The sequence below is a fragment of the Dyella japonica A8 genome, assembly GCF_000725385.1.
Taxonomy (GTDB): Bacteria; Pseudomonadota; Gammaproteobacteria; order Xanthomonadales; family Rhodanobacteraceae; genus Dyella; species Dyella japonica_C.
This window is the reverse complement of record NZ_CP008884.1, coordinates 1,663,986-1,689,025: the sequence shown is the minus strand read 5'-3', so window position 1 is coordinate 1,689,025 and position 25,040 is coordinate 1,663,986. Positions and strand designations below refer to the sequence as shown.

The 25,040-nt window shown below is 66.3% G+C and carries 24 protein-coding genes and 1 riboswitch; of the genes, 1 reads left to right on the top strand and 23 read right to left on the bottom strand.

Features of this window, described 5'->3' with window-relative positions; translation table 11 throughout:
- Positions 1 to 12: 12 nt before the first annotated feature.
- From tolQ to btuB, 22 genes are all read right to left on the bottom strand, one after another.
- On the bottom strand, positions 13 to 699 hold the full coding sequence (gene tolQ / locus HY57_RS06950) for a protein TolQ (protein WP_019466320.1): 687 nt from the start codon (positions 697 to 699) through the stop codon (positions 13 to 15).
- Positions 700 to 732: 33 nt separating this feature from the next.
- Complete coding sequence (gene ybgC, locus HY57_RS06945; RefSeq protein ID WP_019466319.1) at positions 733 to 1,161, bottom strand: tol-pal system-associated acyl-CoA thioesterase; 429 nt, start codon at positions 1,159 to 1,161, stop codon at positions 733 to 735.
- Positions 1,154 to 2,203, bottom strand: coding sequence for a Holliday junction branch migration DNA helicase RuvB (ruvB, locus tag HY57_RS06940; RefSeq protein WP_019466318.1), 1,050 nt, complete (start codon positions 2,201 to 2,203; stop codon positions 1,154 to 1,156). Before ruvB ends, ybgC begins: the two co-directional genes overlap by 8 nt.
- Before the next feature lie 99 nt (positions 2,204 to 2,302).
- Positions 2,303 to 4,180 carry a potassium transporter Kup gene (locus tag HY57_RS06935; RefSeq protein ID WP_019466317.1) on the bottom strand — a complete coding sequence of 626 codons (1,878 nt, stop codon included), beginning with the start codon at positions 4,178 to 4,180 and terminating at the stop codon, positions 2,303 to 2,305.
- 27 nt (positions 4,181 to 4,207) lie between these two features.
- Positions 4,208 to 4,807, bottom strand: coding sequence for a Holliday junction branch migration protein RuvA (gene ruvA, locus HY57_RS06930; RefSeq protein WP_019466316.1), 600 nt, complete (start codon positions 4,805 to 4,807; stop codon positions 4,208 to 4,210).
- The gene (gene ruvC, locus HY57_RS06925) at positions 4,804 to 5,322 is read right to left on the bottom strand and encodes a crossover junction endodeoxyribonuclease RuvC (RefSeq protein WP_019466315.1); all 519 of its coding nucleotides are present in this window, start codon (positions 5,320 to 5,322) and stop codon (positions 4,804 to 4,806) included. Before ruvC ends, ruvA begins: the two co-directional genes overlap by 4 nt.
- A gap of 35 nt (positions 5,323 to 5,357) precedes the next feature.
- Positions 5,358 to 6,092, bottom strand: coding sequence for a YebC/PmpR family DNA-binding transcriptional regulator (locus HY57_RS06920; protein ID WP_019466314.1), 735 nt, complete (start codon positions 6,090 to 6,092; stop codon positions 5,358 to 5,360).
- Between the two features lie 102 nt (positions 6,093 to 6,194).
- Positions 6,195 to 6,830 carry an esterase/lipase family protein gene (locus tag HY57_RS06915; RefSeq protein WP_019466313.1) on the bottom strand — a complete coding sequence of 212 codons (636 nt, stop codon included), beginning with the start codon at positions 6,828 to 6,830 and terminating at the stop codon, positions 6,195 to 6,197.
- Between the two features lie 234 nt (positions 6,831 to 7,064).
- Entirely contained in the window at positions 7,065 to 8,834 is a 1,770-nt protein-coding gene (aspS, locus tag HY57_RS06910; RefSeq protein ID WP_019466312.1) for an aspartate--tRNA ligase, read from the bottom strand.
- Positions 8,835 to 8,963: 129 nt separating this feature from the next.
- The gene (locus HY57_RS06905; RefSeq protein WP_019466311.1) at positions 8,964 to 9,554 is read right to left on the bottom strand and encodes a DUF3011 domain-containing protein; all 591 of its coding nucleotides are present in this window, start codon (positions 9,552 to 9,554) and stop codon (positions 8,964 to 8,966) included.
- A 150-nt stretch (positions 9,555 to 9,704) separates the two neighbouring features.
- Positions 9,705 to 9,983, bottom strand: coding sequence for an FmdB family zinc ribbon protein (locus tag HY57_RS06900; RefSeq protein ID WP_019466310.1), 279 nt, complete (start codon positions 9,981 to 9,983; stop codon positions 9,705 to 9,707).
- Between the two features lie 138 nt (positions 9,984 to 10,121).
- The gene (locus tag HY57_RS06895) at positions 10,122 to 10,841 is read right to left on the bottom strand and encodes an adenosylcobinamide-GDP ribazoletransferase (RefSeq protein WP_026034106.1); all 720 of its coding nucleotides are present in this window, start codon (positions 10,839 to 10,841) and stop codon (positions 10,122 to 10,124) included.
- Positions 10,838 to 11,416: a histidine phosphatase family protein gene (locus tag HY57_RS06890; protein WP_019466308.1), complete on the bottom strand. Its 579-nt coding sequence runs from the start codon at positions 11,414 to 11,416 to the stop codon at positions 10,838 to 10,840. Before HY57_RS06890 ends, HY57_RS06895 begins: the two co-directional genes overlap by 4 nt.
- Positions 11,413 to 12,462 carry a nicotinate-nucleotide--dimethylbenzimidazole phosphoribosyltransferase gene (cobT, locus tag HY57_RS06885; protein ID WP_019466307.1) on the bottom strand — a complete coding sequence of 350 codons (1,050 nt, stop codon included), beginning with the start codon at positions 12,460 to 12,462 and terminating at the stop codon, positions 11,413 to 11,415. The genes HY57_RS06890 and cobT overlap by 4 nt, the downstream gene beginning before the upstream one ends.
- Positions 12,459 to 12,980: a bifunctional adenosylcobinamide kinase/adenosylcobinamide-phosphate guanylyltransferase gene (gene cobU, locus HY57_RS06880; RefSeq protein WP_019466306.1), complete on the bottom strand. Its 522-nt coding sequence runs from the start codon at positions 12,978 to 12,980 to the stop codon at positions 12,459 to 12,461. Before cobU ends, cobT begins: the two co-directional genes overlap by 4 nt.
- Positions 12,968 to 14,452 (bottom strand): cobyric acid synthase, encoded by a 1,485-nt coding sequence (locus tag HY57_RS06875; protein WP_019466305.1) that lies wholly within the window; start codon positions 14,450 to 14,452, stop codon positions 12,968 to 12,970. Before HY57_RS06875 ends, cobU begins: the two co-directional genes overlap by 13 nt.
- Complete coding sequence (gene cobD / locus HY57_RS06870; protein WP_019466304.1) at positions 14,449 to 15,447, bottom strand: threonine-phosphate decarboxylase CobD; 999 nt, start codon at positions 15,445 to 15,447, stop codon at positions 14,449 to 14,451. Before cobD ends, HY57_RS06875 begins: the two co-directional genes overlap by 4 nt.
- A complete protein-coding gene (gene cbiB / locus HY57_RS06865; RefSeq protein ID WP_019466303.1) occupies positions 15,440 to 16,369 on the bottom strand; it encodes an adenosylcobinamide-phosphate synthase CbiB in 930 nt (309 codons plus the stop codon). The genes cobD and cbiB overlap by 8 nt, the downstream gene beginning before the upstream one ends.
- Complete coding sequence (locus tag HY57_RS06860) at positions 16,366 to 17,664, bottom strand: cobyrinate a,c-diamide synthase (protein WP_019466302.1); 1,299 nt, start codon at positions 17,662 to 17,664, stop codon at positions 16,366 to 16,368. The genes cbiB and HY57_RS06860 overlap by 4 nt, the downstream gene beginning before the upstream one ends.
- A 46-nt stretch (positions 17,665 to 17,710) precedes the next feature.
- Positions 17,711 to 18,310, bottom strand: coding sequence for a cob(I)yrinic acid a,c-diamide adenosyltransferase (cobO, locus tag HY57_RS06855; protein WP_026034105.1), 600 nt, complete (start codon positions 18,308 to 18,310; stop codon positions 17,711 to 17,713).
- A gap of 17 nt (positions 18,311 to 18,327) precedes the next feature.
- Positions 18,328 to 18,861, bottom strand: coding sequence for a hypothetical protein (locus HY57_RS06850; RefSeq protein ID WP_050997956.1), 534 nt, complete (start codon positions 18,859 to 18,861; stop codon positions 18,328 to 18,330).
- 113 nt (positions 18,862 to 18,974) lie between these two features.
- The gene (btuB, locus tag HY57_RS06845; protein WP_081500698.1) at positions 18,975 to 20,936 is read right to left on the bottom strand and encodes a TonB-dependent vitamin B12 receptor; all 1,962 of its coding nucleotides are present in this window, start codon (positions 20,934 to 20,936) and stop codon (positions 18,975 to 18,977) included.
- A gap of 21 nt (positions 20,937 to 20,957) precedes the next feature.
- Positions 20,958 to 21,197, bottom strand: a riboswitch (cobalamin riboswitch).
- Positions 21,198 to 21,287: 90 nt separating this feature from the next.
- Between btuB and HY57_RS21875 the strand changes: the two genes are divergently transcribed.
- Positions 21,288 to 21,518 (top strand): hypothetical protein, encoded by a 231-nt coding sequence (locus HY57_RS21875; protein WP_144240785.1) that lies wholly within the window; start codon positions 21,288 to 21,290, stop codon positions 21,516 to 21,518.
- 802 nt (positions 21,519 to 22,320) lie between these two features.
- Here the strand turns inward: HY57_RS21875 and clpB are convergent.
- Complete coding sequence (clpB, locus tag HY57_RS06835; RefSeq protein WP_026033810.1) at positions 22,321 to 24,903, bottom strand: ATP-dependent chaperone ClpB; 2,583 nt, start codon at positions 24,901 to 24,903, stop codon at positions 22,321 to 22,323.
- Positions 24,904 to 25,040: the final 137 nt, after the last annotated feature.

The following is a 25,040-nucleotide window of genomic DNA, read 5'->3' as shown; positions in this document are numbered from 1 at the left end:
GACTGAAGATCCTCAAGCCGCTTCGTCGGTCTGGATCTGACGCTGCAGCACCGAAGAGAACTCCTCCTGGAACACCTCATAGCGCGAGGCAACGCGCTCGACCTTGTTGGCGAAGCGGTTGTACGCCCACACGGCCGGAATCGCGGCGAACAGGCCCATGGCCGTGGCGATCAGCGCTTCAGAAATGTGCGGTGCGACCACGGCGATGGTCACGTCCTTCATCTCGCCCAGGCCCTGGAAGGCGCCCATGATGCCGATGACGGTGCCGAACAGGCCGACATAGGGACTGATCGAGCCCACGTTGGCGAGGAATTCCAGGTTGCGTTCCAGGCGGCCGATCTCGCGGGTGCCGGCCACGCGCATGGCGCGCTCGGAACCTTCGATGACGATGCGCATGTCAAGCACGCGGCGCTGGCGCTGGCGCACGAACTCGCGGAAGCCCGACTCGAACACATTTTCCATGCCGCCATTGCCCGCACCGCGGTTGCTGACTTCGCGGAACAGCTGGGCGAGATCGGCGCCGGACCAGAAGCGCTCCTCGAAGCCCTCGGCCTCTTCCATCGCCGACTTCAGCTGCTGGTGCTTGCGGATGATGATCACCCAGGAAAGGAAGGAGAACACCAGCAAGACCAGCATGACGGCCTGTACCAGAACGCTCGCTTCCGCGATCAGCTTGAAAATGTTCAGTCCACCGTTCATTGCTCGAAGATTCTCCAGCGCACGTACTTGAATTTATTGAGGGGGAAGGCCGGGGATGAGGTCGGCCGGAATCTGCACCGGGCGCATACGGCGAACGTCGACACATGCCACGCGCACCTTCGCGCGGATCAGCTCCACGCCGTCCGCCCGGCGGATCGTCTGGGCGAAAAGGATACTGGCTGCCCGCCTCTCTTTGACCTCGACGCTTACCGACAGTTCATCATCCAGCAGGGCCGCGCGCAGGAAATCGATCTGCATCTCGCGGACCAGGAAGGCCAGCCCGGTGCTTTCCTTGACGGTGGACTGGTTGATGCCCAGGGCCCGCAGCCATTCGCTGCGGGCGCGCTCCATGAAGCGCAGGTAGCTGGCGTGGTAGACCACCCCGCCGGCGTCGGTGTCTTCCCAATAGACGCGCACCGGCCACTGGAACGGGTCGGTGGCGGCCTGCATGGCATCAGTCATCGGCTTGCCCGGCGGTGAAAAGGTCGGCGGCCACCGGGTGCCGCGGCGGCGGGGTCAGGCCCAGGTGGCGCCAGGCCTTGGCGCTGGCCATGCGGCCGCGCGCGGTGCGCACCAGGAAACCCTGCTGGATCAGATAAGGCTCGACCACGTCCTCGAGGGTGCCGCGGTCTTCGCTGAGGGCAGCCGCCAGCGACTCGACGCCCACCGGGCCGCCGTCGAAGCTCTCGATGATGACGGACAGCAGGCGGCGGTCCAGCTCGTCGAAGCCCTCGGCATCCACCTTGAGCATGTCCGTCGCGGCACGGGCCGCGTCACGGGTGATCTGCCCAGCGGCGCGCACTTCGGCGTAATCGCGCACGCGTCGCAGCAGGCGGTTGGCGATACGCGGCGTGCCGCGCGAGCGTCGGGCGATTTCCTGCGCGCCTTCCAGTTCGCACGGGATGTTCATGATGCGCGCCGAGCGCCGCACGATGGCGGTGAGCTCGTCAGGCGTATAGAACTCCAAACGCTGCACGATGCCGAAGCGATCGCGCAACGGGGCCGTGAGCAGGCCTGCGCGCGTGGTGGCGCCGATCAGCGTGAAAGGCGGCAGGTCCAGCTTGATGGAGCGGGCGGCCGGACCTTCGCCGATCATGATGTCGATCTGGAAGTCTTCCATCGCCGGATAGAGCACTTCCTCCACCACCGGCGAGAGGCGATGGATCTCGTCCACGAACAGGACGTCGTGCGGCTCGAGGTTGGTCAGCAGCGCGGCCAGATCCCCGGCACGCTCCAGCACCGGGCCGGAGGTGGAGCGCACGTTGACGCCCAGTTCGTTGGCGATCACATGGCTGAGCGTGGTCTTGCCAAGGCCCGGCGGCCCGAAGATCAGCACGTGGTCCAGTGCGCCGCCACGCTTCTTGGCCGCTTCGATGTAAATCGACAGCTGCTCGCGCACCGCCTGCTGGCCCAGGTACTCGGTCAGCCGCTTGGGGCGGATGGAGGCTTCCAGGGCCTCGTCGTCCATCTGGGCGGCGGCGGTAACGATGCGGTGTTCGGTCATGGGGCGAAATTATGGCAGAGCCGGATGACGCAGGCTTGAAAATCGCCCTCCGGATCAGGCCCCGCAACGAGAAAGGGTGCCCTGGGGCACCCTTTCTCGTCAGATTTCGACCTGGGCGCCCAGCTCGATCAGGCGATTGCCGGGAATCTGGAAGAACGCCGTCGCTGGCAATGCGTTGCGGGCCATGAAGGCGAACAGCTTGTCGCGCCACAAGGCCATGCCCGGCCGCTTGGCGTCGGCGATGATGTTTTCGCGCGACAGGAAGAAGGTGGTGTCCATCATGTCGAACGGCAGCCCCTTCTTGGAGCAGATGGTCAACGCGCGCGGAATATTCGGGTCTTCCGCGAAGCCGAAACGCAAGGCCAGGCCATAGAAGTCACCACCCAGCTCGGTGATTTCGATGCGCTCGCCCGGATCGGCCGTGGGCGTTTCCAGCATTTCCACGGTCAGCAGCACATTGCGCTCGTGCAGCACCTTGTTGTGCTTGAGGTTGTGCAGCAGCGCATGCGGCACGGCGGCCTGGTTGGCGGTAAGGAACACGGCGGTGCCCGGCACGCGCAGCGGCGGGTGCTCAGCGATGTTCTCGATGAAGGGCTGCAGCGCCAGGCCCGACTGCTTGATCTCGCGCACCACCAGCTCGCGACCGCGACGCCAGGTGGTCATCACGATGAACACGCCGACGCCCAGCACCAGCGGGAACCAGCCGCCGAACTCGATCTTGATCAGGTTGGCGCCGAGGAACGAGAAGTCGATGGTCAACAGGAACAGGCCCGCGACGATGACGGTGAGGCGGCTCCAGTGCCACTGGCGACGCGCCACGATCAAGGCAAGGATGGTGGTGATGGTCATGGTGCCGGTCACGGCGATGCCGTAGGCCGCACTCAGGTTGTCCGAGCTGCGGAAGCCCAGCACCGCGGCCAGCACCATGATCAGCAGGAAGTTGTTCACCCAGGGCACGAAGATCTGGCCGGACATCTCGCGCGAGGTGTGCACCACCGGCATGCGCATCGAATAGCCCAGCGACATCGCTTCACGGGTCATGGAGAACGCGCCGGAAATCACCGCTTGCGACGCGATCACGGTGGCAATGGTCGCCAGACCGATCATCGGCAGCAGCAGCGGCGCCGGCGTCAGTTTGAAGAACGGGCTGTCGATGGCTTCCGGGTGATCGAGCAACAGCGCGCCCTGACCAAAATAGTTGAGCACCAGCGCAGGCAGCACGAAGCTGAACCAGGCGAGGCGGATCGGGCGCTTGCCGAAGTGCCCCATGTCGGCATACAGCGCTTCCGCGCCGGTCAATGCCAGCACCACGCCGCCCAGCGCGATGAACGCCTGCAGGCCATGGGTAAAGAAGAACTTCACGCCGTAGTAGGGGTTGATTGCCCACAGCACGTGCGGGTTGCGCACCACCATGTTGGCGCCAAGCAGCGCAATGACGATGAACCACACCACCATCACCGGGCCGAACAGCTTGCCCACGCGCTCCGTGCCATGGCGCTGCAATGCAAACAGGAAGAACAAGATCACGGCGGTGATCGGCACCACCCAGTGCTCGAGGTTCGGTGCGGCGACCTTGACGCCTTCCACCGCCGACAACACCGAGATGGCTGGCGTGATCACGCCGTCACCGTAGAACAACGAGGCACCGAAGATGCCGATGATGGCGAGCAACCAGCGCTGCCGCGCATCGCCGCGCACGCTGCGCAGGGCCAGCGCGAGCAGCGCCATGATGCCGCCCTCGCCCTTGTTGTCCGCGCGCATGATGAAGACCACGTACTTCAGCGACACCACGATGATCTGCGCCCAGAAGATGAGCGACAGCACGCCATAGATGCTTTCCGGCGTCGGCTTCATGCCGTCGTGGCTGAGCGTGGTCTGCAAGGTGTACAGCGGGCTGGTACCGATGTCGCCGTACACCACGCCGATCGCGCCAAGCGCGAGTGCGGCCAGGCGGCGTTTGGTATCGGCGTCGGTCATGCCGTGAGTGGAATCCGGGGTCACGTCTCAGTTCCCTAGTGCGGCGCGCAGCGCCTTGCGGATGATGGCTTCGGCGCTGTCGCCTTCGGCGGCGACCTTCTGCACCAGACGGGTGACTTCGGCTGGCTTGTAGCCAAGCTGTTGCAGCGCGACGGTGGCTTCGCCGGCCGGATCGAGCGGCGCGCCATTCGTCGCCGGATGCGCGCCTGGCAAGGTGGTGCCCAGGCCATCCACACGATCGCGCAGCTCGACCACCATGCGTTCGGCCGTCTTCTTGCCGATGCCCGGGATCTTGGTCAGCGCCACCACGTCGCCCGCCTGCACGAGGCGCGCAAAATCGCCGGTGGATACGCCCGACAGCACGGCCAGCGCGATCTTCGCGCCAATGCCGCTCACCTTCTGCAGGTTGCGGAACAGGGTGCGCTCGGCTTCGTGCAGGAAACCGTACAGCGCGACGCTGTCTTCCTTCACGGCGTAATGCGTGAGCAGGGTCACTTCCTTGCCGGTCGCCGGCAGGTCGTAGATGGTGGACATGGGTGCTTCGAGTTCGTACCCCACGCCGCCCACTTCCACCATCAGCCACGGTGGCTGCTTGGAAACGAGGGTGCCGCGCAAACGACCGATCATCGACGCCTCCAGGCGGTACGGGGAATGCCAACGCGCGCGAGGCTCGCACGGGTGTGTGCGTGGGTCACCGCAATGGCCAGTGCGTCCGCCGCGTCGGCCTGCAGGGGCCCCTTGAGTCCGAGCAGAACGCCGATCATGTGCTGCACCTGGGTCTTGTCGCCGCGACCACTGCCGACCACGGCCTGTTTGACTTCCGTCGCTGCGTACTCGTGCACCGCGATCCCCTGGCTGACCACCGCGCAGATCGCGGCGCCCCTCGCCTGCCCCAGCTTCAATGCCGAGTCCGCGTTGCGCGCCATGAACACGCGCTCCACGCCGCACTCGTCCGGCCGATGGGCGGCGATGATGTCACACAGCTCGTCAAATATGCGTTTCAGGCGCAGCGGAAAAGTGGCCTCGCCAGCCACTGCCAGCGCGCCATGGAACACATGGGACAGCCTGCCACTGGCGTCGACATCGATGATGCCGACACCGGTGCGCTGGCTGCCCGGGTCAATGCCGATGATGCGGGTCATGGGCGGTATACGCCGGGCCTGAGCGGCTCAGCGAATCAGCTGGCGGCCTCGGCCGGCAGCAGTGCGTTATGCGAAACCTCGCTGACGTCGTCCAGGCCGTCGAGCTTCTCGAGCAGGTCCAGCAGCGGCTCCAGCGCTTCTTCCGGCACCGGCACGCGATTGCTCGGGCGCATGCCGACGCCCGCATGCTGTGCGTTGAGGCCAGCGGCGGTCAGCGCCTGCTGCACGGCTTCGAAATGTTCCGGCGCGCATACCACGGTGCTTTCGCCGTTCTCGTTCACCACGTCGTCGGCACCCGCTTCGAGCGCGGCCTCGAGCACCTTCTCCTCGGCCGCTTCATCGCCACCGGTGGCGAATACCAGCTCACCGACGCGGGCGAACTGGAAAGCCACCGAACCGGACGTGCCCAGGTTGCCGCCGTGCTTGGTCAGCGCATGGCGCACGTCGGCCACGGTGCGGGTCGGGTTGTCGGTGAAGCAGTCGATGATGAGCGCGATGCCGCCCGGGCCGTAGCCTTCGTAGCGCAGTTCTTCCATCGCCGCGCCGCCGTCGGCACCCGAGCCGCGCTTGATCGCACGCTCGATGGTGTCCTTGGGCATGTTGGCCGACAGCGCCTTGTCCACCGCCGAGCGCAGGCGCGGATTGAGCGAAGGGTCGGGCACGCCGGCACGGGTGGCGACGGTGATTTCGCGGATCAGCTTGGTGAACACCTTGGCGCGCTTGGCGTCTTCGGCGTTCTTGCGACCTTCGATGGACGGGCCTCTACCCATGGCATTTCCTGCAAATCTGGTGAACGGACAAGCCGCGAATTGTATCGCTTCAGGGTGTCAGGCGGGCAAGCGCCACCCGAAAAGGCGCGGAACCGCCCCCAGTCAGGCCCCGGAATGGTTGAACCGGCCCTGCTGAAGGAACAGCGTCACCTGTCGCGCGGCCTCCTGCGAAAACAGCAGGCCCGTATGGTTGGTTTCGATGGCGCAGTGGTCGGCGATGCCCGGCAGGCAGGTCTCGTCCACCGTCACGCAACCGTCATTGTCACCGGCGAACTGGCCGATCATCGCGCCCAGGCCCAGCGGGACGCGGCCCGCGATCACCCCGACCTCGCGCTCGCCGCTCCAGCGGTCGAAGCCGTATTCCAGCAACTCGCGATTGTGGCCCAGCAGCACCTCGCCACCCCGCCCCATGCCCGCAAAGCGGCGCGCGGCGGCACTGCCCTTGAGCGGCGAGCCCAGGCAGACGACACGCCCGGGTGGCAGGGAACCTTCGGCGCAGGCGCGCAGGGCCAGCAAACCGCCGAGGCTGTGCCCGACAAGATGCACGACATGCCCATCCTGCCCCAGCTCCTGCACCCGCGACTGCAAGCTGCCCAGGATGCGCGGCTGCGACGCGGCCACGCTCATGTAGTCGAAGCGATGGACGCGAAAGCCGGCCTCCATCATCCGCCGGTGCAGCATGAGGAGCGCGAAACCGCGCATCCACAGGCCGTGCAGGAGAATGACGTGGTCGGTCATGGGGCGGACGAGGCGTTCATCGATGAAGGAAGGAATGACCGGGCAAGAACATCCGGTCATTCTGATGAGTCCATTCTGCAAGAAAAGTTGCGATGAGGTCGCGACGCCGTGCCGCGATTGGCGCACGGGGTGCGGGGTCTATCGCGCCTCGGCGCCCTGCGTGTTCGGCTCGTCATTCCGGCGCACCCCACAAAAGGGGGCGCCGGAATGACGGTCAAAAGCTTTCCAGCCGCATCAAGCCGGCTTGGCTTCCACCGCCACCTTCACGTGCAGCTCCTTGAGCTGCGCATCGCTCACCAACGACGGTGCATCCGTCATCAGATCCTGCGCGCTGGTGGTCTTGGGGAAGGCGATCACGTCGCGGATCGACTCGGTGCCGGCCATCAGCGCGGCGATGCGGTCGATGCCGAAGGCCAGGCCACCGTGCGGCGGCGCGCCGAACTTCAGCGCCTTGAGCAGGAAGCCGAACTTGGCCTCCGCCTCTTCCGGGCCGATGCCGAGCAGGTCGAACACCGTGCTCTGCATATCCGGGCGATGGATACGGATGGAGCCGCCGCCGATCTCGTTGCCGTTGAGCACCATGTCGTAGCCGCGGCTCACCGCGATGGCGGCGTTGGCGCGCAGGTCGGCGACGTCGTCCACCTTCGGCGCGGTGAACGGGTGATGCAGGGCGACGAAGCGCTTCTCTTCCTCGTCGTACTCGAACATCGGGAAGTCGGTGACCCACAGCGGCTTCCAGGTGTTTTCCACCATGCCGCGGTCCTTGCCGACCTTCAGGCGCAGGGCGCCCATGAAATCGGTGACGGCCTTCCAGGTGCCCGCGCCGAAGAACACCATGTCGCCGCTCTCGGCGCCGGTGAGCTTGAGCACCCCTTCCAGCGCCTTGTCGTCGAGGAACTTGGCCACCGGCGAGTTGATGCCGTCGCGGCCCTTGGACAGATCGTCCACGCGCAGCCAGGCCAGGCCCTTCGCGCCGTACTTGGCGACGTATTCGGTGAGCTGGTCGATTTCCTTGCGGGTGAAGGTGGCGCCGCCCGGCACGCGCAGCGCGGCGACGCGGCCGTTCTGGGCGTTGGCCGGTTCGGCGAACACCTTGAACTCCACATGCTTCACGGCGTCGGCGATGTCGACCAGCTCGAGCGCAATGCGCAGGTCCGGCTTGTCCGAACCGAAGCGACGCATGGCTTCGGCCCAGGTCATGCGCGGGAACACGTCGTCGAGCTCGACGCTCACCACTTCCTTGAAGACATGGCGGATCAGTGCCTCGACGAAATCCTGCACGTCCTTCTCTTCGACGAAGGCGAACTCAAGGTCGAGCTGGGTGAATTCCGGCTGGCGGTCGGCGCGCAGGTCTTCGTCGCGGAAGCAGCGGGCGATCTGATAGTAGCGGTCGAAGCCGGCCATCATCAGGATCTGCTTGAACAGCTGCGGCGACTGCGGCAGCGCGTAGAACTGGCCCGCATGCACGCGGCTGGGCACCAGGTAGTCGCGCGCGCCTTCGGGCGTGGCCTTGGTGAGGATGGGCGTTTCGATGTCCTGGAAGCCGCGCGCGTCCAGGTAGCGGCGCAGCGCCTGCACCAGCTTGATGCGCGTGCGCATCATCTTCTGCATCTCGGGGCGGCGCAGGTCGAGGTAGCGGTAGGTCATCCGCATGTCCTCGTTGGGATTCTCGTGCAGCGCGAACGGCAGGTCCTTCGCGGCGTTGAGGATCTCGACCTTGTCGGCCAGCAGCTCCACCGTGCCGGTGCGCAGCTTGTCGTTCACCGACAGGCGCTTGCGAATGGTGCCGGTGACGCGCAGGCAGTATTCGTTGCCGATCTCGTTGGCCACGGCGAACGCGTCGGCGTTCTCGCGCTCGATCACCACCTGGGCAAGGCCCTCGTGGTCGCGCAGGTCGACGAAAGCCACGTGGCTCTGCAAGCGAAGGGTGTTGACCCAGCCACAAAGGGTGACGGTCTGACCGACCAGTGCCTCATCGATGAGGCCGCAGTAATGCGTGCGCATGCGCTTGGAACTCCGGGCCGCGGGGCGGCGTGATGCGTGGACAAGAACCGGGAATGTTAACACCGGCATGCCCGGAGGCGGGTGTCGGACGTGGCGCGAAAACCACGTCCGATACCGCGTTTCAACCACTTACCAGCGGCGATTCACCGAAAACAGGCCGCGGCAGCCCTTGGAAACCCACACGCCGGCGCGGTTCCAGCCCCAGTTGTAGCCCTCCTCGCAATCCGTGCCGGAAAGCTGCCTGAGCAGGCGCACGTCGCCGCGCCCGCCCACGTCCACCTGGCAGAACTGGTAGCGGTGGTCGTTGCTTTCGCACTGGAAACGGATCTCGCGATCCCAGTCAGGGCCCGGCCGCCAGCCGTTGTCCGGCGGGCGGTAACCCGGCGGAGGGCCATAGCCCGGCGGCGGGTAATAGCCGCCGTTCGAAGGTGGGTAATACCCGCTATCCGGCGGACGGTAACCGCCGCGCCCCATCTCGACGAACTGGCCGCGGCAACCGCGGTCCACCCACAGGCCACCGCGATCGACGCCCCAGGTTTCCCCGCGCGTGCACGGGCTGTTCGATTCCTGGCGGATGATTTCCGCGTCACGCCAGGGCACCCCGCAACGCTGGAAGCGGCCATCTTCGCTGCCGCAGCGGACCACGTCCCGCCCCTGCGCATGGGCGACCGGTGCGACGACCCACATCAGGCCCGCCAGCAGGCCCGTCGCGACACCCATCAAACCCGCTCTTGTCCGGAACATCCACCCACTCCTTCACTGTGACGGGACGTCACGCTAGTGGGCGCATCTTCAACCGGGTTTGAATATCTTGCGACTGCTCGCAGAAACCTGCCGGCCGGCTATCCGGCATTCAGGCATGCCGCCGGATCAGCTTTCGCTGGAGGAGCTGGAGGAGCTGGATGAACCGGAAGAACCCGACGAGGGCGCGGCGCTGTCGCCCGCCAGGTTCCGCTTCTTGTCGCCGTCTTTCTTGAAATCGGTTTCGTACCAGCCGCTGCCGGCCAGGCGGAATCCCGGCGCGCTGAGGCGGCGCTTCACTTCGGCCACGTCACAGGCCGGGCAAACCGACGGATCGGGATCGGACATCTTCTGCAGGCGGTCGAACCGGTGGCCGCAACTGCTGCATTCGAATTCGTAGATAGGCATGGAAACTCCGGGAATATCGGTCGCCGCCGGCCGGGAATGCTCACCGGCATCGCCACGCGACAGCTCTCCATTATCGAGCCGAACGGCGCAATTTCAACGATCCGGGCCGCCTGCGCCCCTTGTGAGTGGCAGGGGCGGCTAAAGCGCCCACGCCACCAGCACGGCCATCTCCGTCAGCTCGGCGAGGGCGCCGCAGGTATCGCCGGTCATGCCGCCGAGGCGACGCCGGCAGGTCCATCGCCACCAGGCAAACACCAGCGCGGCCACGATGAGGGCACGCACGCCATGCCAGCCGGCAAACAGGCTGATGAGGGTCGTCGCCAGCAATGCCACCGTGCAGGCCAGGCCCGACTCGCCGGCCAGCCCGCTGCCCAGCCCACCGCTGCGCACGTAAGGCGTCGTCATGAAAGCCAGGGTCAATGCGGCACGGCCCAGCAGCGGCGCCACCCAGATCACCGCCGAGGGATGCGGCAGGCTGGCCAGCGCGGCGAATTTCAGCAGCAGCACGAGCACGACGGCGGTGACGCCGATCGGGCCGCTGCGCGGGTCCTTCATGATCGTCAGGGTGCGCTCGCGATCGCCCAATCCACCCACCCAGGCATCCGCGCTGTCGGCCAGGCCATCCAGGTGCAGCGCGCCGGTGAGCACCACCCACGCGGCCAGCAGCAGGGCCGCCGCCAGCAACGGCGGTGCCCCGGACAACAGCCAGGCCAGGCACCAGAGCAGGCCACCGATCAGCAGCCCCACCGCCGGATACCACGCCAGTTGCGCCGAAGGCGAACCTTCCTCGTCGAACACGCTCGCCGGTACCGGCAAGCGCGTGAGGAAACCGATGGCGGCGAACAGCCCCCGCATCACGTGCCTACCTGCGCCCCTTGTGGCACGGCCCAGTGCAACGGATGCAACGATGCGTGCGGCACATCGATGTTGGCCATCTCGCCAAAGTCGCGCCCCTCCGCCTCGCAACGCAGCAGCCTGATCACGCCGCCGTGCGTCACCACCAGCACGCGCTGCGTCTGCGCCGCCTCGGCCACGTCGTTCAATGCCGCGCACAGGCGATCGCGAAACGCGGCGAAGGGTTCGCCACCCGGCGGCGGGTGGGCCACCGGGTTCATCCAGAAGTGCGTCAGTGCCTCGCCCTGCTCTTGGGCTAGGGTTTCAATGGGCACGCCCTGCCACTGGCCGAAGTGGTACTCGGCCAGGCGCGGATCGATGCGCAGGGGCACGCGGCGCGCCCCGGCAAGCTCCTGGGCAAATTCCGCACAACGGCGCAGCGGCGAGGTCACGATGGCATCCCAGCCGCGCCCGAAGATCGCCGCACGCAGTTGGCTCCAGCCGAGCGGGCTGAGGCTGTCGTCCAGTTGGCCGCGATAGCTGCGCTGCCCGGTGTCGCCATGGCGCAACAGGTCGATGCCGATGTGCTTTCCGATCATGCGCCGCTCACCCCCGCCTGTGCGAAGGTCGCCATGCGGGAGTGCAGGTCGCAAGCCAGACGCATCAGCGGCACCGCCGTTGCGGCGCCGCTGCCCTCGCCCAGGCGCAGGCCAAGGTCGAGCAGCGGGTCGGCTTCCAGTACGGAAAGCAGGCGCGCATGACCGCGTTCGCGCGAGCGATGCGCAAAGAACATCCACTCGCGGCTGGACGGGTTGATGCGCACCGCCGCCAGCGCGGCGGCGGTGGTGATGAAGCCATCCACCAGGATGGGAATGCCACGCTGCGCCGCGCTGATATACGCGCCGCACAAGGCGGCGATTTCGAAGCCGCCCACGCGGCTGAGCCAGGCCAGGGCGTCATCGTCGTCGGAGGGATAAAGCGCCAGTGCGCGCTCGATCACCGCCACCTTGTGCTGGATGCCCTTCGCGTCCAGGCCGGTGCCCGCGCCAGCCAGGGTGCCCGGGGTTTCACCCAGCAGGCCACAGGCAAGCGCCGCGGCCGACGTGGTGTTGGCAATGCCCATCTCGCCGCCGATGAACAGTTTGGCGCCGGCGTCCTGCGCCGCCTGCGCACTGGCGGCACCAGCACGCAACGCCAGCTCCAGCTGCATCGCGCTCATGGCGGGACGCTCGCAGAAGTTGTTGGTCTGCGGCGCGATGATGGCGCGACGCACATTAGGCAGCTCGCCCGGATCGTTCACCGTGCCCAGGTTCACCACCTCGAGCATGGCGCCAAGCCCGCGCGCAAGCACGCTGATGGCCGCACCGCCGTTGGCGAAATTGCGGATCATCTCGCCCGTGACCACCTGGGGAAACGCGGACACGCCTTCGGCGGCCACACCATGATCGCCCGCGAAAACACTGATCCACACCGACTGCACCGACGGCGTCACCACGTGCTGCATGCCGGCCAAGCGCACGGCCAGGGCTTCCAGCGTACCCAGTGAGCCGGGCGGCTTGGTCAGCTGCGACTGATGTTCCAGCGCGCGCTCGCGGCTGGCTTCATCGATGGCGAAGCAGGGCTCGGTCAGCCAGTCTTGGCTCATGCAAGGCTTCCTTTGAGGGACATCGGCAATCCGGCGGCGACCAACAGCACCCGCTCGCACTGTGCGGCGAGCGCCTGGTGCAGCCGTCCGGCTTCATCCACGAAACGTCGCGTCAATTCACCCATGGGGACGACGCCCAACCCCACTTCGTTGCTGACCATCAATACCTGCCCCTTCAGCGCAGGCAGCAGCCGGAGCAGCGCTTCGCGCTCCTGCCCGAAGCGGTCGCCGTCAGGCGCGCCCAACAGGTTGCTGAGCCACAGCGTGAGGCAATCCACCAGCACGCAGCGACCGGGGCGCGCGTGCGCTTCCAGGGCGGCGGCCAGCGCCAGCGGCTCTTCCACGCTCAGCCAGTGAGCAGGACGCTGCGCGCGGTGATGGGCAATGCGCGCCGCCATCTCCTCGTCATGCGCCTGCGCGGTGGCGATGTAGACCACCTCGTGCCCGGACTCCACCGCCAGCCGCTCGGCCAGCGCGCTCTTGCCGGAGCGGGCGCCGCCAAGGATCAAGGTACGCATGGCGCAGATTCCGTCGCCGGTTGCAGCAGGCGCAGCAGGGCCGGGGTGTCCAGATGGGTTTCCACGGCATCGGCCACGCGGTCGATGCTCGCCTCGCGCAGGCCCTGCACGTCGAGCGGCGCGGCGTCGCGCAGGCCAACCCAGGCGAGCACGGCCGCAAGGGCTTGCGGTTCGTCGAACAATCCATGCAGGTAGCTGCCGAGGATCTGGCCGTCGGCCGACAACGCGCCGTCAGGCTCACCCTGACCAAGGATGCTCGAGGGCCTTCCCAATGCTTCACCACGACTGATGCCGCAATGGATTTCATAGCCGCTCACGCACGCACCTCCAAGGACCAGCTTTCCCTCCACGCGTCGCAATTGCTTGCGCGCTTCCAGCGTGGTCTCCATCGGCAACCAACCCAGTCCATCGCTCGAGCCCGGCGTGCTCTCGATACCCTGCGGATCATGCACGAATCGCCCCAGCATCTGGAAGCCACCGCAGATGCCGATGAGCTTCCCGCCGTAGCGCAGGTGGCGGGCGATGGTCTGTTCCCAGCCCTGCGCGCGCAGCCATGCCAGGTCCGCGCGCGTGGACTTGGAGCCAGGCAGCACGATGAGGTCGGCCGGCGGGTGCGTTTCGTCAGCACTGACGAAACGGAAGCCGACGTCCGGATGGGCGCGCAAGGCATCGAAGTCGGTGTGATTGCTGATGCGCGGCAGCACCGGCGCCACCACGCGCAGTCTGGCTTCCGGGTTCACGGCAACCTCACGCGGCAGCGCATCCTCGGCTTCCAGTTGCAGGCCGTGCAGGTAGGGCAGCACGCCGAGCACCGGCTTGCCGGTTTCCCGCACAAGCCAGTCCAACCCGGGTTGCAGCAGAGCAAGGTCACCGCGAAAGCGGTTGATGACGAAACCGGCCACGCGCCGTCGCTCGCTTTCCGACAGCAGGGCCAGCGTGCCGACCAGATGCGCGAACACGCCACCACGATCGATGTCGGCAATGAGGACGACAGGGCAATCCACCGCCTCTGCATAACCCATGTTGGCGATGTCACGGTCGCGCAGGTTGATCTCGGCCGGGCTGCCCGCGCCTTCGACGATCACCGCGTCATAGCGGTCGATCAGTCGATGGTGCGAGGCGAGCACGGCGTCCATCGCCATGCGCTTGTACTGGTGGTAGTCGCGCGCATCCATGTTGGCGACGGGGTGGCCGTGCACGATCACCTGCGCGCCGACGTCGCTGTTGGGCTTGAGCAGCACGGGATTGAAATCCGTATGCGGAAGCAGGCCCGCCGCCTGGGCCTGCACGGCCTGGGCGCGCCCGATCTCGCCGCCATCGATCGTCACCGCCGAGTTCAGCGCCATGTTCTGCGGCTTGAACGGCGCCACGGCGACGCCGCGCCGGCGCAACCACCGGCACAAGCCGGCAACCAGCGTGCTCTTGCCCGCGTCGGACGTGCAGCCCTGCACCATCAACACGGCGCCGCTCATGGCGAAGCCCTCCCTTGTTCAAGTGATCCGAGTGCATCGCCCAGCCGGTGCAGACCTGCTTCGTCGGCGGGCAAGCCGAACCGCAGGCTGGCCGGCGTCGTAAACAACCGCGTAAGGATGCCCCGCTGTGCCAGCGCCACATGCACGGATTCGGCCTGAGCGCTCTTCCACCAGTGGAAGAAGGCGCAACCGGCCGTGGGCGGCATGCCATGTCGTGACAACAGGGACGACAAGCCATCGCTGGCCGCGTGCAACCATGCACGGGCCGTGGTGTGCCACGCGTGATCGGCGAGCGCCTGCTTCAGTGCGTAGCGTGTCGGACCACTGAGTGTCCATGGACCGAGCCGCTCGCGCAGTGCTTCCAGCAAGGCAGGGTGCGCCGCGACGAATCCCGCACGCGCGCCCGCCATGCCGAAGAACTTGCCGGAAGAGCGCAGCACGATCAGCCCTTCGCGTGACGACTCACGGCAAAGACTCTCCTCCGGCGTCGCGTCCATGAAGGCTTCGTCGACGATCAGCCACCCACCCCGCGCCGCCAGGGCCTCGTGACAGGCGAGCAAGCGCGCGCGTTCAAAGCGGTCGCCACCGGGATTATTGGGATGGATCAGCACGATCACGTCAAAGCGCGATACCTCGGCCAGCAGCGTCGCCGCAGGCAGCGCTTCCACCGCGTGCCCGGCGCGGCGCCACGCATGGGCGTGTTCGTTATAGCCGGGCGCGATGACACCGACGCGCGACGGCCGCCGCAACGCGGGCAGCGCCTGGATGGCGGCCTGGGAACCGGCCACCGGCAGCAGATGCGTTGCGCCGTAATACGCGCATGCCACCTCGACCAGGCCATCGTCGTCTTCCGGCAACCGCTGCCATACCGACGTCGGCAGCGGTGGCACCGGCCACGCGAGCGGGCTGATGCCGGTGGAGAGGTCCAGCCAGTCTTCCGGCGGAATGCCGTACTCGCGCGCTGCACGCAGCAGGCGTCCGCCGTGTTCAAGCATGGCCTGTACTCCATCGAACAAAACCGAACAGTGCAATGACAGCCAGCCACAGGACGACGCCGCGCCGGACCAGCCGCAGCGCACGCACGATGGCTTGCGCATCCGGTGGCCTCCCTTCGCCCAAGGCGGGGCGCAACTCCCACACGCCATGGTAGGGCGCAGCGCCGCCGAGGCACACGCCCAGCGCACCGGCGCCGGCCGCCATCACCGGCCCCGCGTTGGGGCTGTCCCACTGCGGGGCTTGCGCATGCCAGCAGCGCCAGGCGCGCGCGGCATCGCCCAGCAACACGTAGCTGAGTGCGGTAAGCCGCGCCGGGACAAAGTTGAGCACGTCGTCGATGCGCGCCGCCGCCCAGCCGAAGCGCTCATACCGCTCCGTGCGATAACCCCACATCGCATCCAGCGTATTGGCCAGGCGATACAACACGGCGCCGGGAGCGCCAAGCAAGGCAAACCAGAACAGAGCGCCGAACACCGCGTCGTTGCCGTTCTCCAGCACCGATTCCGTCGCGGCCGCGGCCACCTGCGCGTCATCGAGCACAGCGGTATCACGACTCACCATGCGGCCCACGGCGGTGCGGGCGGCGGCCAGATCGCCTTCCGTCAAGGCACGCGCCACCGGCCGGGCATGGTCGGCCAGGCTGCGCAGGCCGATGACCAGGTAAAGCACGACGACATCGAAGGCAAACGACAACCACGGGGCTGCGTGCCACAGCCATGCGCGCAGCAGCCATGCCAGGGCTACCGCCGGCAGCACCGCCAGACCCCAGGCAAGCACGCCCGCGCCGCGTCGGTCGGCGTGGCAGCGTGACTCGATGAAAACGGAAAGACGTCCAAACAGCACCAGCGGATGCCACCGTCGCGGCTCGCCAAGCCATGCATCCAGCCAAACCGCCAGCACCATGGCCAGGGCCGTCGTCATGGCTTGAACAGAGCCACCGCCGCCGCGGGATGGGACGGAAAATAAAGATGCATGAAGCTCGCCGTGAAACGCCCGCGCCGGTACACGCCTTCCTGGCTCGGCCCACCATCGGGATTGGTCGCCATGACCAGCGGCGCCTGCTCGATCTGCGCATGCGCATAGTGGAAGGTGTGCCCGCGCAGCTCGCCTTCAGGCAAGGCCACCGCCTGCATGCCCAGCCCGCCCAGGCGCGCCTGCATCGCCGCGCTTCCGCGCAGCAGGCCGGCCATCGGAAAGGCGGTGCCTTCGACATCAGCCAGCGAATCCAGCGCGTACAACATGCCGCCGCATTCGGCGAGCAACGGACGACCGGCGTCGACGTGCTTGCGCAGCGCCCGGCGCAAGGCATCGTGCTGTGACAACGTCAGCAGGTGCAGCTCCGGATAACCACCGGGCAACCAGGCCGCATCGCACGCCGGCAGCGCCTCGCCGGCCAGCGGCGAGAAGAAGCGGATATCCGCCCCGGCCTCACGCAGCACATCCAGATTGGCGGGATAGAGAAAGCAGAAGGCGGCATCGCGTGCCACGGCAATGCGGACGCCGCGCAGCGCCGGAGGCACGGGGGCACGCGAGGCTGCGGGAAACGTGACCGGCGGCGGAAGTTCGGCCGATGCGTGGGTGGCCCAGGCGTCCGCCAGTGCATCGAGCCGCGCATCGATGTCGCCGAGCTCGGCCGCGGCCACCAGGCCCAGGTGCCGCTCGGGCAGCGCAAGCGCCTCATCGCGCGGCAGCGCGCCCAGCCAGTGCACGTCAGCAGGCAGGCTCCCGGCGAGCAGTTGCGCGTGATACGCGCTGCCCACGCGGTTGGCCGCCACGCCGTGCACGCGCAGGCCATCGCGATAGCGCGCCAGCCCCAGCGCCAGCGCGCCGAAGGTCTGCGCCATCGCCGAGCCGTCGATCACCGCGAGCACCGGCAGGCCGAAGCGTAGCGCAAGGTCGGCGCTCGACAGGCCGCCGTCGAACAGGCCCATCACGCCCTCGACAAGAATGAGATCAGCATCCTTGGCCGCCTCGTGCAGGCGGGCGCGCACGTCGTCCTCGCCATTCATCCACAGGTCGAGCTGGTAGACCGGCGCACCGCTTGCGCGCTCCAGCACCATAGGATCGAGGAAGTCCGGCCCCGTCTTGAACACGCGCACGCGCCTGCCCTGGCGTGCATGCCAGCGTGCCAGCGCCGCCGTCACCGAGGTCTTGCCCTGCCCCGAGGCCGGTGCGGATACCAGCAGTGCGGGACACGAGGCGTTGTTGCCGGTCATGGACGACTCCTGTTGGTTCAATGGCTCGCCACGCCCGACGGGCGCGTCAGAGTTCTATGCCTTTCTGCGCCTTGATGCCCGCCTGGAAGGCGTGCTTCACGACGCGCATCTCCGTGACGGTGTCCGCCAGCTCGACCAGCGCATCCGGCGCACCGCGGCCGGTGATCACCACGTGCTGCTGCGGCGGACGTGCCCGCAACGCATCGCATACCTTCGCCACGTCGATGTAACCCTTCACCAGCGCAATATTGAGCTCATCGAGCAGCACGAAGTCGTAGGACGCATCGGCCAGCATGCGCGCTGCCACCTGCCACGCGGCATCGGCCGCCTGGATGTCGCGCGCCTTGTCCTGCGTTTCCCAGGTGTAGCCCTCGCCCATCACGTGGTAGTCGAGTTCCTCAGGGAAACGGCGAAAGAAGGCTTCCTCCCCGGTGGAAAAACTGCCCTTGATGAACTGCACCACGCCGCAGCGGAAACCATGCCCCAGCGAACGCGCCAACATGCCGAAACCGGAGGAACTCTTGCCTTTGCCGTTGCCGGTATTCACCACCAGCACGCCACGCTCGATGGTGGCGCGGGCGATCTTGCGGTCGACCAGTTCCTTCTTCCGCTGCATGCGCTCGCGGTGACGCTCCTCCGGACTCATCGGTTCGTCGTGCCCGCTCATGCCCGTGCCCCTCCCTGCGCGTTGGCAGGCGTGGCGACACGTGAAACGACTGCCTGCAAGGCCAGCGCCGTCGCCACGTAGCCCATGGTGGTTCCCACGAACAGCGGACCCCATTGCCACAGGCGCGACAGATACTCACTCATGTGCGGGTTCGCGTAACGGCCACCGAGCCAGTAAAACGAGCCATTGGAGATGGCGAACGAACCGATGGCCGCCAACAACGCCACCATGAATGCACCGGCATAGGACATTGCACTTCCGCTCATGCGCGGCGCAAACCACCGCCCCGCGTACCACAGCACGGCGTAGGCCAGCGGCAGGAACGAGTAGGCCAGGGTGATGCAGAAGTCGCTCACGCCCGCATAGCTGATGGACACCCAGTCCAACGCCACCGCAAGCAGCACCATCACCACGAAGGTCCAGTGGCGGCGCAGGGTCAGGCCGCCCAGGAAGAACACGGCCATCGACGCGTCGGGCAGGTGCAGCATGTCGCCGAAGTGCTTGAAGCGCGTGGCGATCATCACGGCCATAAGCACCAGCCACAGCGCGTTGAAACGGGAAACCGACAGTGCTTTCACGGGAGCTCTCCTGATCGATACGTCGCGGCGCGACGCCGGGCCCCCATGGGGCCCGGCGTCACGGGTTACTGCGCGGGCTGATAACGCAGGGTCAACATGTAGTTACGACCCGGCTGGTTGTAATACCACGCCGTCTCGTAACTCTTGGCGAAGGCATTGTTGAGCGCCAGCTGCAGCTTGAAGTCACGCGAGATCGCGTACGCCACGCGCAGGTTGGTGATCGCATAGGCGCCCAGCGGATGCTGGTTGGCCAGATCGTCGTAGCGCCGGCCCGACACGAACCAGGTGCCCCCCACGCTGAAAGCGCCGAAGGTGCGATCGATGTCGATGTTGCCCGTCTGGCGCGCACGGCGCGGCAGCAGCTTGCCTTCGTAGTTGGTGGATTCATCGCGCGGATCCAGCCAGGTGGCCGTGCCCGTCACCAGCCAGCCGGCGACGTTGCCGCTCACCACGCCTTCCGCGCCGCGGATGCGCGCCTTGTCCACATTGGCCGCCGCCTGCGTGGACGCATCGTAGGTGATGAGGTTGTTCACGTTGTTGCGGAACGCGTTCAACGACCAGTAGCCCCAGCCGTAGCTGCCGCGCAGGCCGAGTTCGATGTTCTGCGACGTCTCGGGCTTGAGGTCCGGGTTGCCGTAGTACGGGTAGTACAAGTCATTGAAGGTCGGCGCCTTGAACGCCGTGCCATAGCTGGCCGTCAGGCGCAGCGTCTGGGTGAAGTCCCAGCCCCACAGCAGGCTGCCGGTGTTCTTGCCACCGAACTGGCTGTTGTCGTCGTGGCGCACGCTGGCCTGGACCGACTGGCTGCCGAAGGTCTGCTGCCATTGCGCGAACACGCCACGGTTGATGCGGCCGTCCACCGGCACCTGCGTGAACGGATTGATGTAGCCCGCCGTGCTGTCCACGTGGTCGCGCTGCCAGTCGAAGCCCGTGCTGAGCAGCCCACCCCAGAAGCCGACGTCGGCCTGCAGCGAACCCAGATCGCGGTGCGTGTCGAAGCGGCTGACGTACACGCCCTGCAGATAGTCCTTCTCGAAGTCGTCGCTGGTGCCCGCACTGAGGGTCAGCTTGACGTTGCTGGCCGGGCGATAGTGCACGCTGCCGCCCACGACCTGGGTGGCGCTCTTGTCGGAGTCGGTGTACGTACCGGCGTAGTAGTTGTGGCCTTCGCTGCGATACAGGCGTACGTCCGCATCCCACTGCTCGTCGAACTTGTAGCCGCCCTGCAGCGTCACGGCGGTGTTGCGGTAGCCATCCTTGTTGGACTGGTCGGCAAAACAGGCCGCACCCACCTCGGCCGCACCCCATCGGCAGGCAGCGATGCCGTGCGTCTGGCTATGCGACGCCTCCAGCGAGTACCAGCCATCGCCGCTCTTGCCGGCGAAACCCGCCGAGCCGTTGAGCGTGCGATAGCTGCCCACGCCCAGGCTGAAGGACGGCACGAAGGCGCCTTCCGGGCGACGCGTGAAGATCTGGATCACACCGCCGATCGCTTCCGAGCCATACAGGCTGGAAAACGGACCGCGCACGATTTCGATGCGCTCGATCTGCTCGACCGGGATGTCCTGCAGCGCGGCCGTGCCCAGGGTGGCCGAGCCGATCTTGACGCCGTCGATCATCACCAGCACGTGATCTGCTTCGGTACCACGCAGGAAGGCACTGGTGGCCTTGCCGGCACCGCCATTGTTGGTGATCTGCATGCCCGGCGTGCCACGCAGCAAATCCGCCAGCGACGAGGGCTGCAGGCGTTCGATGTCGGCGCGGTCGATCACGGTGACCGCCGAGAGCGTCTGGCTCTGGGTCTGCTCGGTGCGCGTGGCGGTGACGACGACGCCGTCGAGGTTGGTGGTTCCCTCGTCCGCGAGCGCGGGGAAGACCACAGACAAAAGCGCCGTCGCCAGCACGGAACGACGGATCGTGGAAATTCGGATGGCCAAAACATTGCTCCTCAGCCGCGCCTGCCCGCGCGGATCGCATGGATAAAGGACAGGTGGAGGGAGACTTGGCGTCCGTGCGATACACGGCATCCCCAACATGGCCCACCGCCTGTCTGGTCGTACCTCAAGGCCGGTCTCCGGGCTCGCGGGCGAAGACGCTGACGTCTTCCAGATCGACGCCTTCCCGTGCGCGGGGCACAGTGGCTTGATGTCAGTCTGTCGATCCTCTCTGGATCGCACTCGCCTACCGTTGCGGGGGCAGCTCCGGAATGGGCGCTCACGCGCCGCACCGGATTCCCGTTTCAACCTTCGGCCGTTTGGCCGTTGGTCACCTCAGGTGGTGCGCATGGTAGCAGACAAGGAAATGTGAAGGCCGGGGGTGGCGAGGGTGGGCTTGCGAAAGGGGGCGCGCTGCTCGCCGGGGTATGGGGGTGGCCGTGGATGGGCGCGGCCTTAAGGGTTGGAGAGAGGGTTGGAGAGAGGGTTGGAGAGAGGGTTGGAGAGAGGGCTGGGGAGAGGGCTGGGGAGAGGGCTGGGGAGAGGGTTGGGGAGAGGGCTGGGGAGAGGGTTGGGGAGAGGGCTGGGGAGAGGGCTGGGGAGAGGGTTGGGGAGAGGGCTGGGGAGAGGGCTGGGGAGAGGGTTGGGGAGAGGGTTGGGGAGAGGGTCGGGTAAGGGGGCCATCTAGCCCCACCGCTCCATAAGCACCGTCATCCCGGCGCAGGCCGGGATCCAGTGACTTTGCGTTTGGTTGTCGCCTCAGACGATCCCGCGATCTGGCCGCTTACGCAGCGGGCGTTTCGACCTTCTGCCGAAGGCCGAGTCACTTTTCTTTTGCTGGCCCAAAAGAAAAGTAACCCAAAGAAAATGGCCTCAAGAGCCAGAGCTGGCAGCATTGCCCAGGGAAAAGCTCGAACGCTCGAGGCGGTTTGTTGCTTGGCTACCTCCGCCTCTACACAGCGGGTATTTCCAAGCGCTTCGCAACGCGCCAAGGCGATGAGGACTTAAAGCAGCGCCTCTCTGCTCTTTGGCGTGGTCGGAACCCGCACGGCCGCCCGCTTTTCTGTGGGAGCGCACCCTGTGCGCGACAACCTAACGGAGCGATGACTACGAGGCCCCGCAGTCGCGCACAGGGTGCGCTCCCACAGGGGACTCGCCACCTTCAGGAGGGCGGAAGCCCGCGGCAGGCGAGCCAGGTCGCCGTATCGCGACAACTAAACACCGAGGCTCTGGATCCCGCCCCTTGCCCCCTTTCCGGGGTACGCAGGGATGACGGCTAAAGAACGAAGCAGTGAGCCCCCCCTACCCCAACTCTCACCACGCTCGTCAAACCACCACCATCCACAACCACTCCTCGCGTGCCCCAAAAAAAGCGAGCAAGAAGCCCCCCCCGGCAAGAACAACAACCCCAGAAACAAAACGCCCGCCCTGCTCTCACAGGACGGGCGCTCCCCTTCGCCATCAACGCTTCAAGGCATCACTGCTTGTGAAACGTCAAATGGCCATCCTTCGCATCCACCACAATGGTGTCACCCGCAAGGAACTTCCCTTCCAGGATCTCCTTCGCCAGCGGATTCTCCAACTGTTGCTGGATGGCCCGCTTCAGCGGTCGCGCGCCATACACCGGATCAAAACCCACGTTGCCCAGCAGATCCAGCGCCTTGTCGCTGATCTCCATGCGCAGATCACGCTCCGTCAGGCGCTTCTCCAGATAGGTCAGCTGGATCAAGGCGATCTTGCGGATCTGCTTCTTCTGCAGCGGACGGAACACCACCAGCTCGTCGAGGCGGTTGATGAACTCCGGGCGGAAGTGCGCCTGCACCACGCCCAGCACCGCGGCCTTCATCTGCACGTAGTCGGCCTCGCTGTCACCAGCGTTCTCCTGGATCATCTGCGAGCCGAGGTTGGAGGTCATCACGATGACGGTGTTACGGAAATCCACCGTGCGACCCTGTCCATCGGTAAGGCGACCGTCGTCCAGCACCTGCAGCAGGATGTTGAACACATCCGGATGGGCCTTCTCTACCTCGTCCAGCAGGATGACGCTGTACGGGCGGCGACGCACCGCCTCGGTGAGGTAACCGCCTTCCTCGTAACCCACGTAGCCCGGAGGCGCGCCGATCAGGCGGCTCACGGAGTGCTTCTCCATGAACTCGCTCATGTCGATGCGCACCATCGCGTCCTGCGTGTCGAACATGAACTCGGCGAGCGCCTTGCACAGCTCGGTCTTGCCTACGCCCGTCGGGCCAAGGAACAGGAACGAGCCATACGGGCGATTGGGATCGGACAGGCCGGCGCGCGCACGACGGATCGCGTCGGACACGGCACGCACGGCCTCATCCTGGCCCACCACGCGCTTGTGCAGCGCCTCTTCCATGTGCAGCAGCTTGTCGCGCTCGCCTTCCAGCATCTTGTTGACGGGGATGCCCGTCCAGCGAGACACCACCTCAGCGATCTCTTCCTCGGTGACGCGATCCTGCACCAGCTTGAATTCCTGCTTCTCGGCGGCCTGCGCGGCGGCGAGCTGCTTTTCCAGTTCCGGCAGCTTGCCGTACTGGATCTCGCTCATCTTCGCGTAGTCCTGATGGCGCTGGGCCGTTTCCAGTTCCACGCGCGCGGCTTCGATCTGCTCCTTCACCTTGGTCGCGCCCTGCAGCGCGGCTTTTTCGGATTTCCAGATCTCGTTGAGGTCGGAGAACTCTCGCTCCAGCTTTTCGATGTCCGCATCAAGATCGGCCAGGCGTTTCTTGGAGGCGTCGTCGGTTTCCTTCTTCAGCATCTCGCGCTGGATCTTCAACTGGATCAGGCGACGCTCCAGGCGATCGAGCTCTTCCGGCTTGGAATCGATTTCCATGCGGATGCGCGACGCGGCTTCGTCCATCAGGTCGATGGCCTTGTCCGGCAGCTGGCGATCCGGGATGTAGCGGTTGGACAACGTGGCGGCCGCAACAATGGCCGGGTCGGTGATCTCCACGCCGTGGTGCACCGCGTAGCGTTCCTTCAGGCCGCGCAGGATAGCGATGGTGTCTTCCACGCTGGGCTCGCCCACGTAGACCTTCTGGAAGCGGCGCTCCAGCGCGGCATCCTTTTCGATGTACTTGCGGTATTCGTCCAGCGTGGTGGCGCCGATGCAATGCAGTTCGCCACGCGCCAGCGCGGGCTTGAGCATGTTGCCTGCATCCATGGCGCCGTCGGCCTTGCCGGCGCCGACCATGGTGTGCAGTTCGTCGATGAACAGGATGATCTGGCCTTCGCCCTTGGCAAGGTCGTTGAGCACGGCCTTGAGGCGCTCCTCGAATTCACCGCGGAACTTGGCGCCGGCGATCAGGGCGCCCATGTCCAGCGCAAGCACGCGACGGTCGCGCAGGCCTTCGGGCACCTCGCCCTTGACGATGCGCTGCGCCAGGCCTTCGACGATAGCCGTCTTGCCCACGCCGGGCTCGCCGATCAGCACCGGGTTGTTCTTGGTGCGACGCTGCAGCACCTGGATGGTGCGGCGGATTTCCTCGTCGCGGCCGATCACCGGATCGAGCTTGCCCGACTCGGCTCGCGCCGTCAGGTCGATGCAATATTTCTCCAGCGCCTGGCGCTGGTCCTCGGCATTCTCGCTCTGCACCTTTTCACCGCCACGCATCTTGTCGATAGCGGCCTCCAGGTTCGCCTTGGTCGCGCCGGCAGCCTTCAGCGCCGAGCCCAGTTCACCCTTGTCCTCCAGGGCGGCCAGCACGAACAGTTCGCTGGCAATGAACTGGTCGCCGCGCTGCTGTGCGAGCTTGTCGGTAAGGTTGAGCAGGCGCGTCAGTTCGTTGCCCACATGGATGTTGCCTTCCTGTCCGGTGACGCGCGGCAGGCGGTCCACCATTTCGTTCACGCGCTGGCGCAACGCGGGCACGTTCACGTGCGCCTGCGTCAGCAGCGGTGCGGTCGAGCCGCCTTGCTGTTCAAGCAACGCGGCCATGACGTGCACCGGTTCAAGCATGTTGTTGTCGCGTCCGACGGCAAGCGATTGGGCATCTGCCAACGCCTGCTGAAAACGCGACGTGAGTTTGTCCATCCTCATGGGTGTCCCCTCGATCAATAGGATTGGCGGCCACGCCACCTCTGCGCGATGAGATGCGGCTCGCCCGCGCATGATTCAAGCCGCGTCAACGTCAGGTGTAGGCCTTTTTTTCAGTCGTCTTTCCCAAGCATCCATAG

Coding starts and splice junctions, on each gene's coding strand:
- tolQ (WP_019466320.1), bottom strand. CDS start 699: ATGAACGGTGGACTGAACATTTTCAAGCTGATCGCGGAAGCGAGCGTT.
- ybgC (WP_019466319.1), bottom strand. CDS start 1,161: ATGACTGATGCCATGCAGGCCGCCACCGACCCGTTCCAGTGGCCGGTG.
- ruvB (WP_019466318.1), bottom strand. CDS start 2,203: ATGACCGAACACCGCATCGTTACCGCCGCCGCCCAGATGGACGACGAG.
- HY57_RS06935 (WP_019466317.1), bottom strand. CDS start 4,180: ATGACCGACGCCGATACCAAACGCCGCCTGGCCGCACTCGCGCTTGGC.
- ruvA (WP_019466316.1), bottom strand. CDS start 4,807: ATGATCGGTCGTTTGCGCGGCACCCTCGTTTCCAAGCAGCCACCGTGG.
- ruvC (WP_019466315.1), bottom strand. CDS start 5,322: ATGACCCGCATCATCGGCATTGACCCGGGCAGCCAGCGCACCGGTGTC.
- HY57_RS06920 (WP_019466314.1), bottom strand. CDS start 6,092: ATGGGTAGAGGCCCGTCCATCGAAGGTCGCAAGAACGCCGAAGACGCC.
- HY57_RS06915 (WP_019466313.1), bottom strand. CDS start 6,830: ATGACCGACCACGTCATTCTCCTGCACGGCCTGTGGATGCGCGGTTTC.
- aspS (WP_019466312.1), bottom strand. CDS start 8,834: ATGCGCACGCATTACTGCGGCCTCATCGATGAGGCACTGGTCGGTCAG.
- HY57_RS06905 (WP_019466311.1), bottom strand. CDS start 9,554: ATGGGTGTCGCGACGGGCCTGCTGGCGGGCCTGATGTGGGTCGTCGCA.
- HY57_RS06900 (WP_019466310.1), bottom strand. CDS start 9,983: ATGCCTATCTACGAATTCGAATGCAGCAGTTGCGGCCACCGGTTCGAC.
- HY57_RS06890 (WP_019466308.1), bottom strand. CDS start 11,416: ATGATCGGAAAGCACATCGGCATCGACCTGTTGCGCCATGGCGACACC.
- cobT (WP_019466307.1), bottom strand. CDS start 12,462: ATGAGCCAAGACTGGCTGACCGAGCCCTGCTTCGCCATCGATGAAGCC.
- cobU (WP_019466306.1), bottom strand. CDS start 12,980: ATGCGTACCTTGATCCTTGGCGGCGCCCGCTCCGGCAAGAGCGCGCTG.
- HY57_RS06875 (WP_019466305.1), bottom strand. CDS start 14,452: ATGAGCGGCGCCGTGTTGATGGTGCAGGGCTGCACGTCCGACGCGGGC.
- cobD (WP_019466304.1), bottom strand. CDS start 15,447: ATGCTTGAACACGGCGGACGCCTGCTGCGTGCAGCGCGCGAGTACGGC.
- cbiB (WP_019466303.1), bottom strand. CDS start 16,369: ATGACGACGGCCCTGGCCATGGTGCTGGCGGTTTGGCTGGATGCATGG.
- HY57_RS06860 (WP_019466302.1), bottom strand. CDS start 17,664: ATGACCGGCAACAACGCCTCGTGTCCCGCACTGCTGGTATCCGCACCG.
- cobO (WP_026034105.1), bottom strand. CDS start 18,310: ATGAGTCCGGAGGAGCGTCACCGCGAGCGCATGCAGCGGAAGAAGGAA.
- HY57_RS06850 (WP_050997956.1), bottom strand. CDS start 18,861: ATGGCCGTGATGATCGCCACGCGCTTCAAGCACTTCGGCGACATGCTG.
- btuB (WP_081500698.1), bottom strand. CDS start 20,936: ATGCCGTGTATCGCACGGACGCCAAGTCTCCCTCCACCTGTCCTTTAT.
- HY57_RS21875 (WP_144240785.1), top strand. CDS start 21,288: ATGGGCGCGGCCTTAAGGGTTGGAGAGAGGGTTGGAGAGAGGGTTGGA.
- clpB (WP_026033810.1), bottom strand. CDS start 24,903: ATGAGGATGGACAAACTCACGTCGCGTTTTCAGCAGGCGTTGGCAGAT.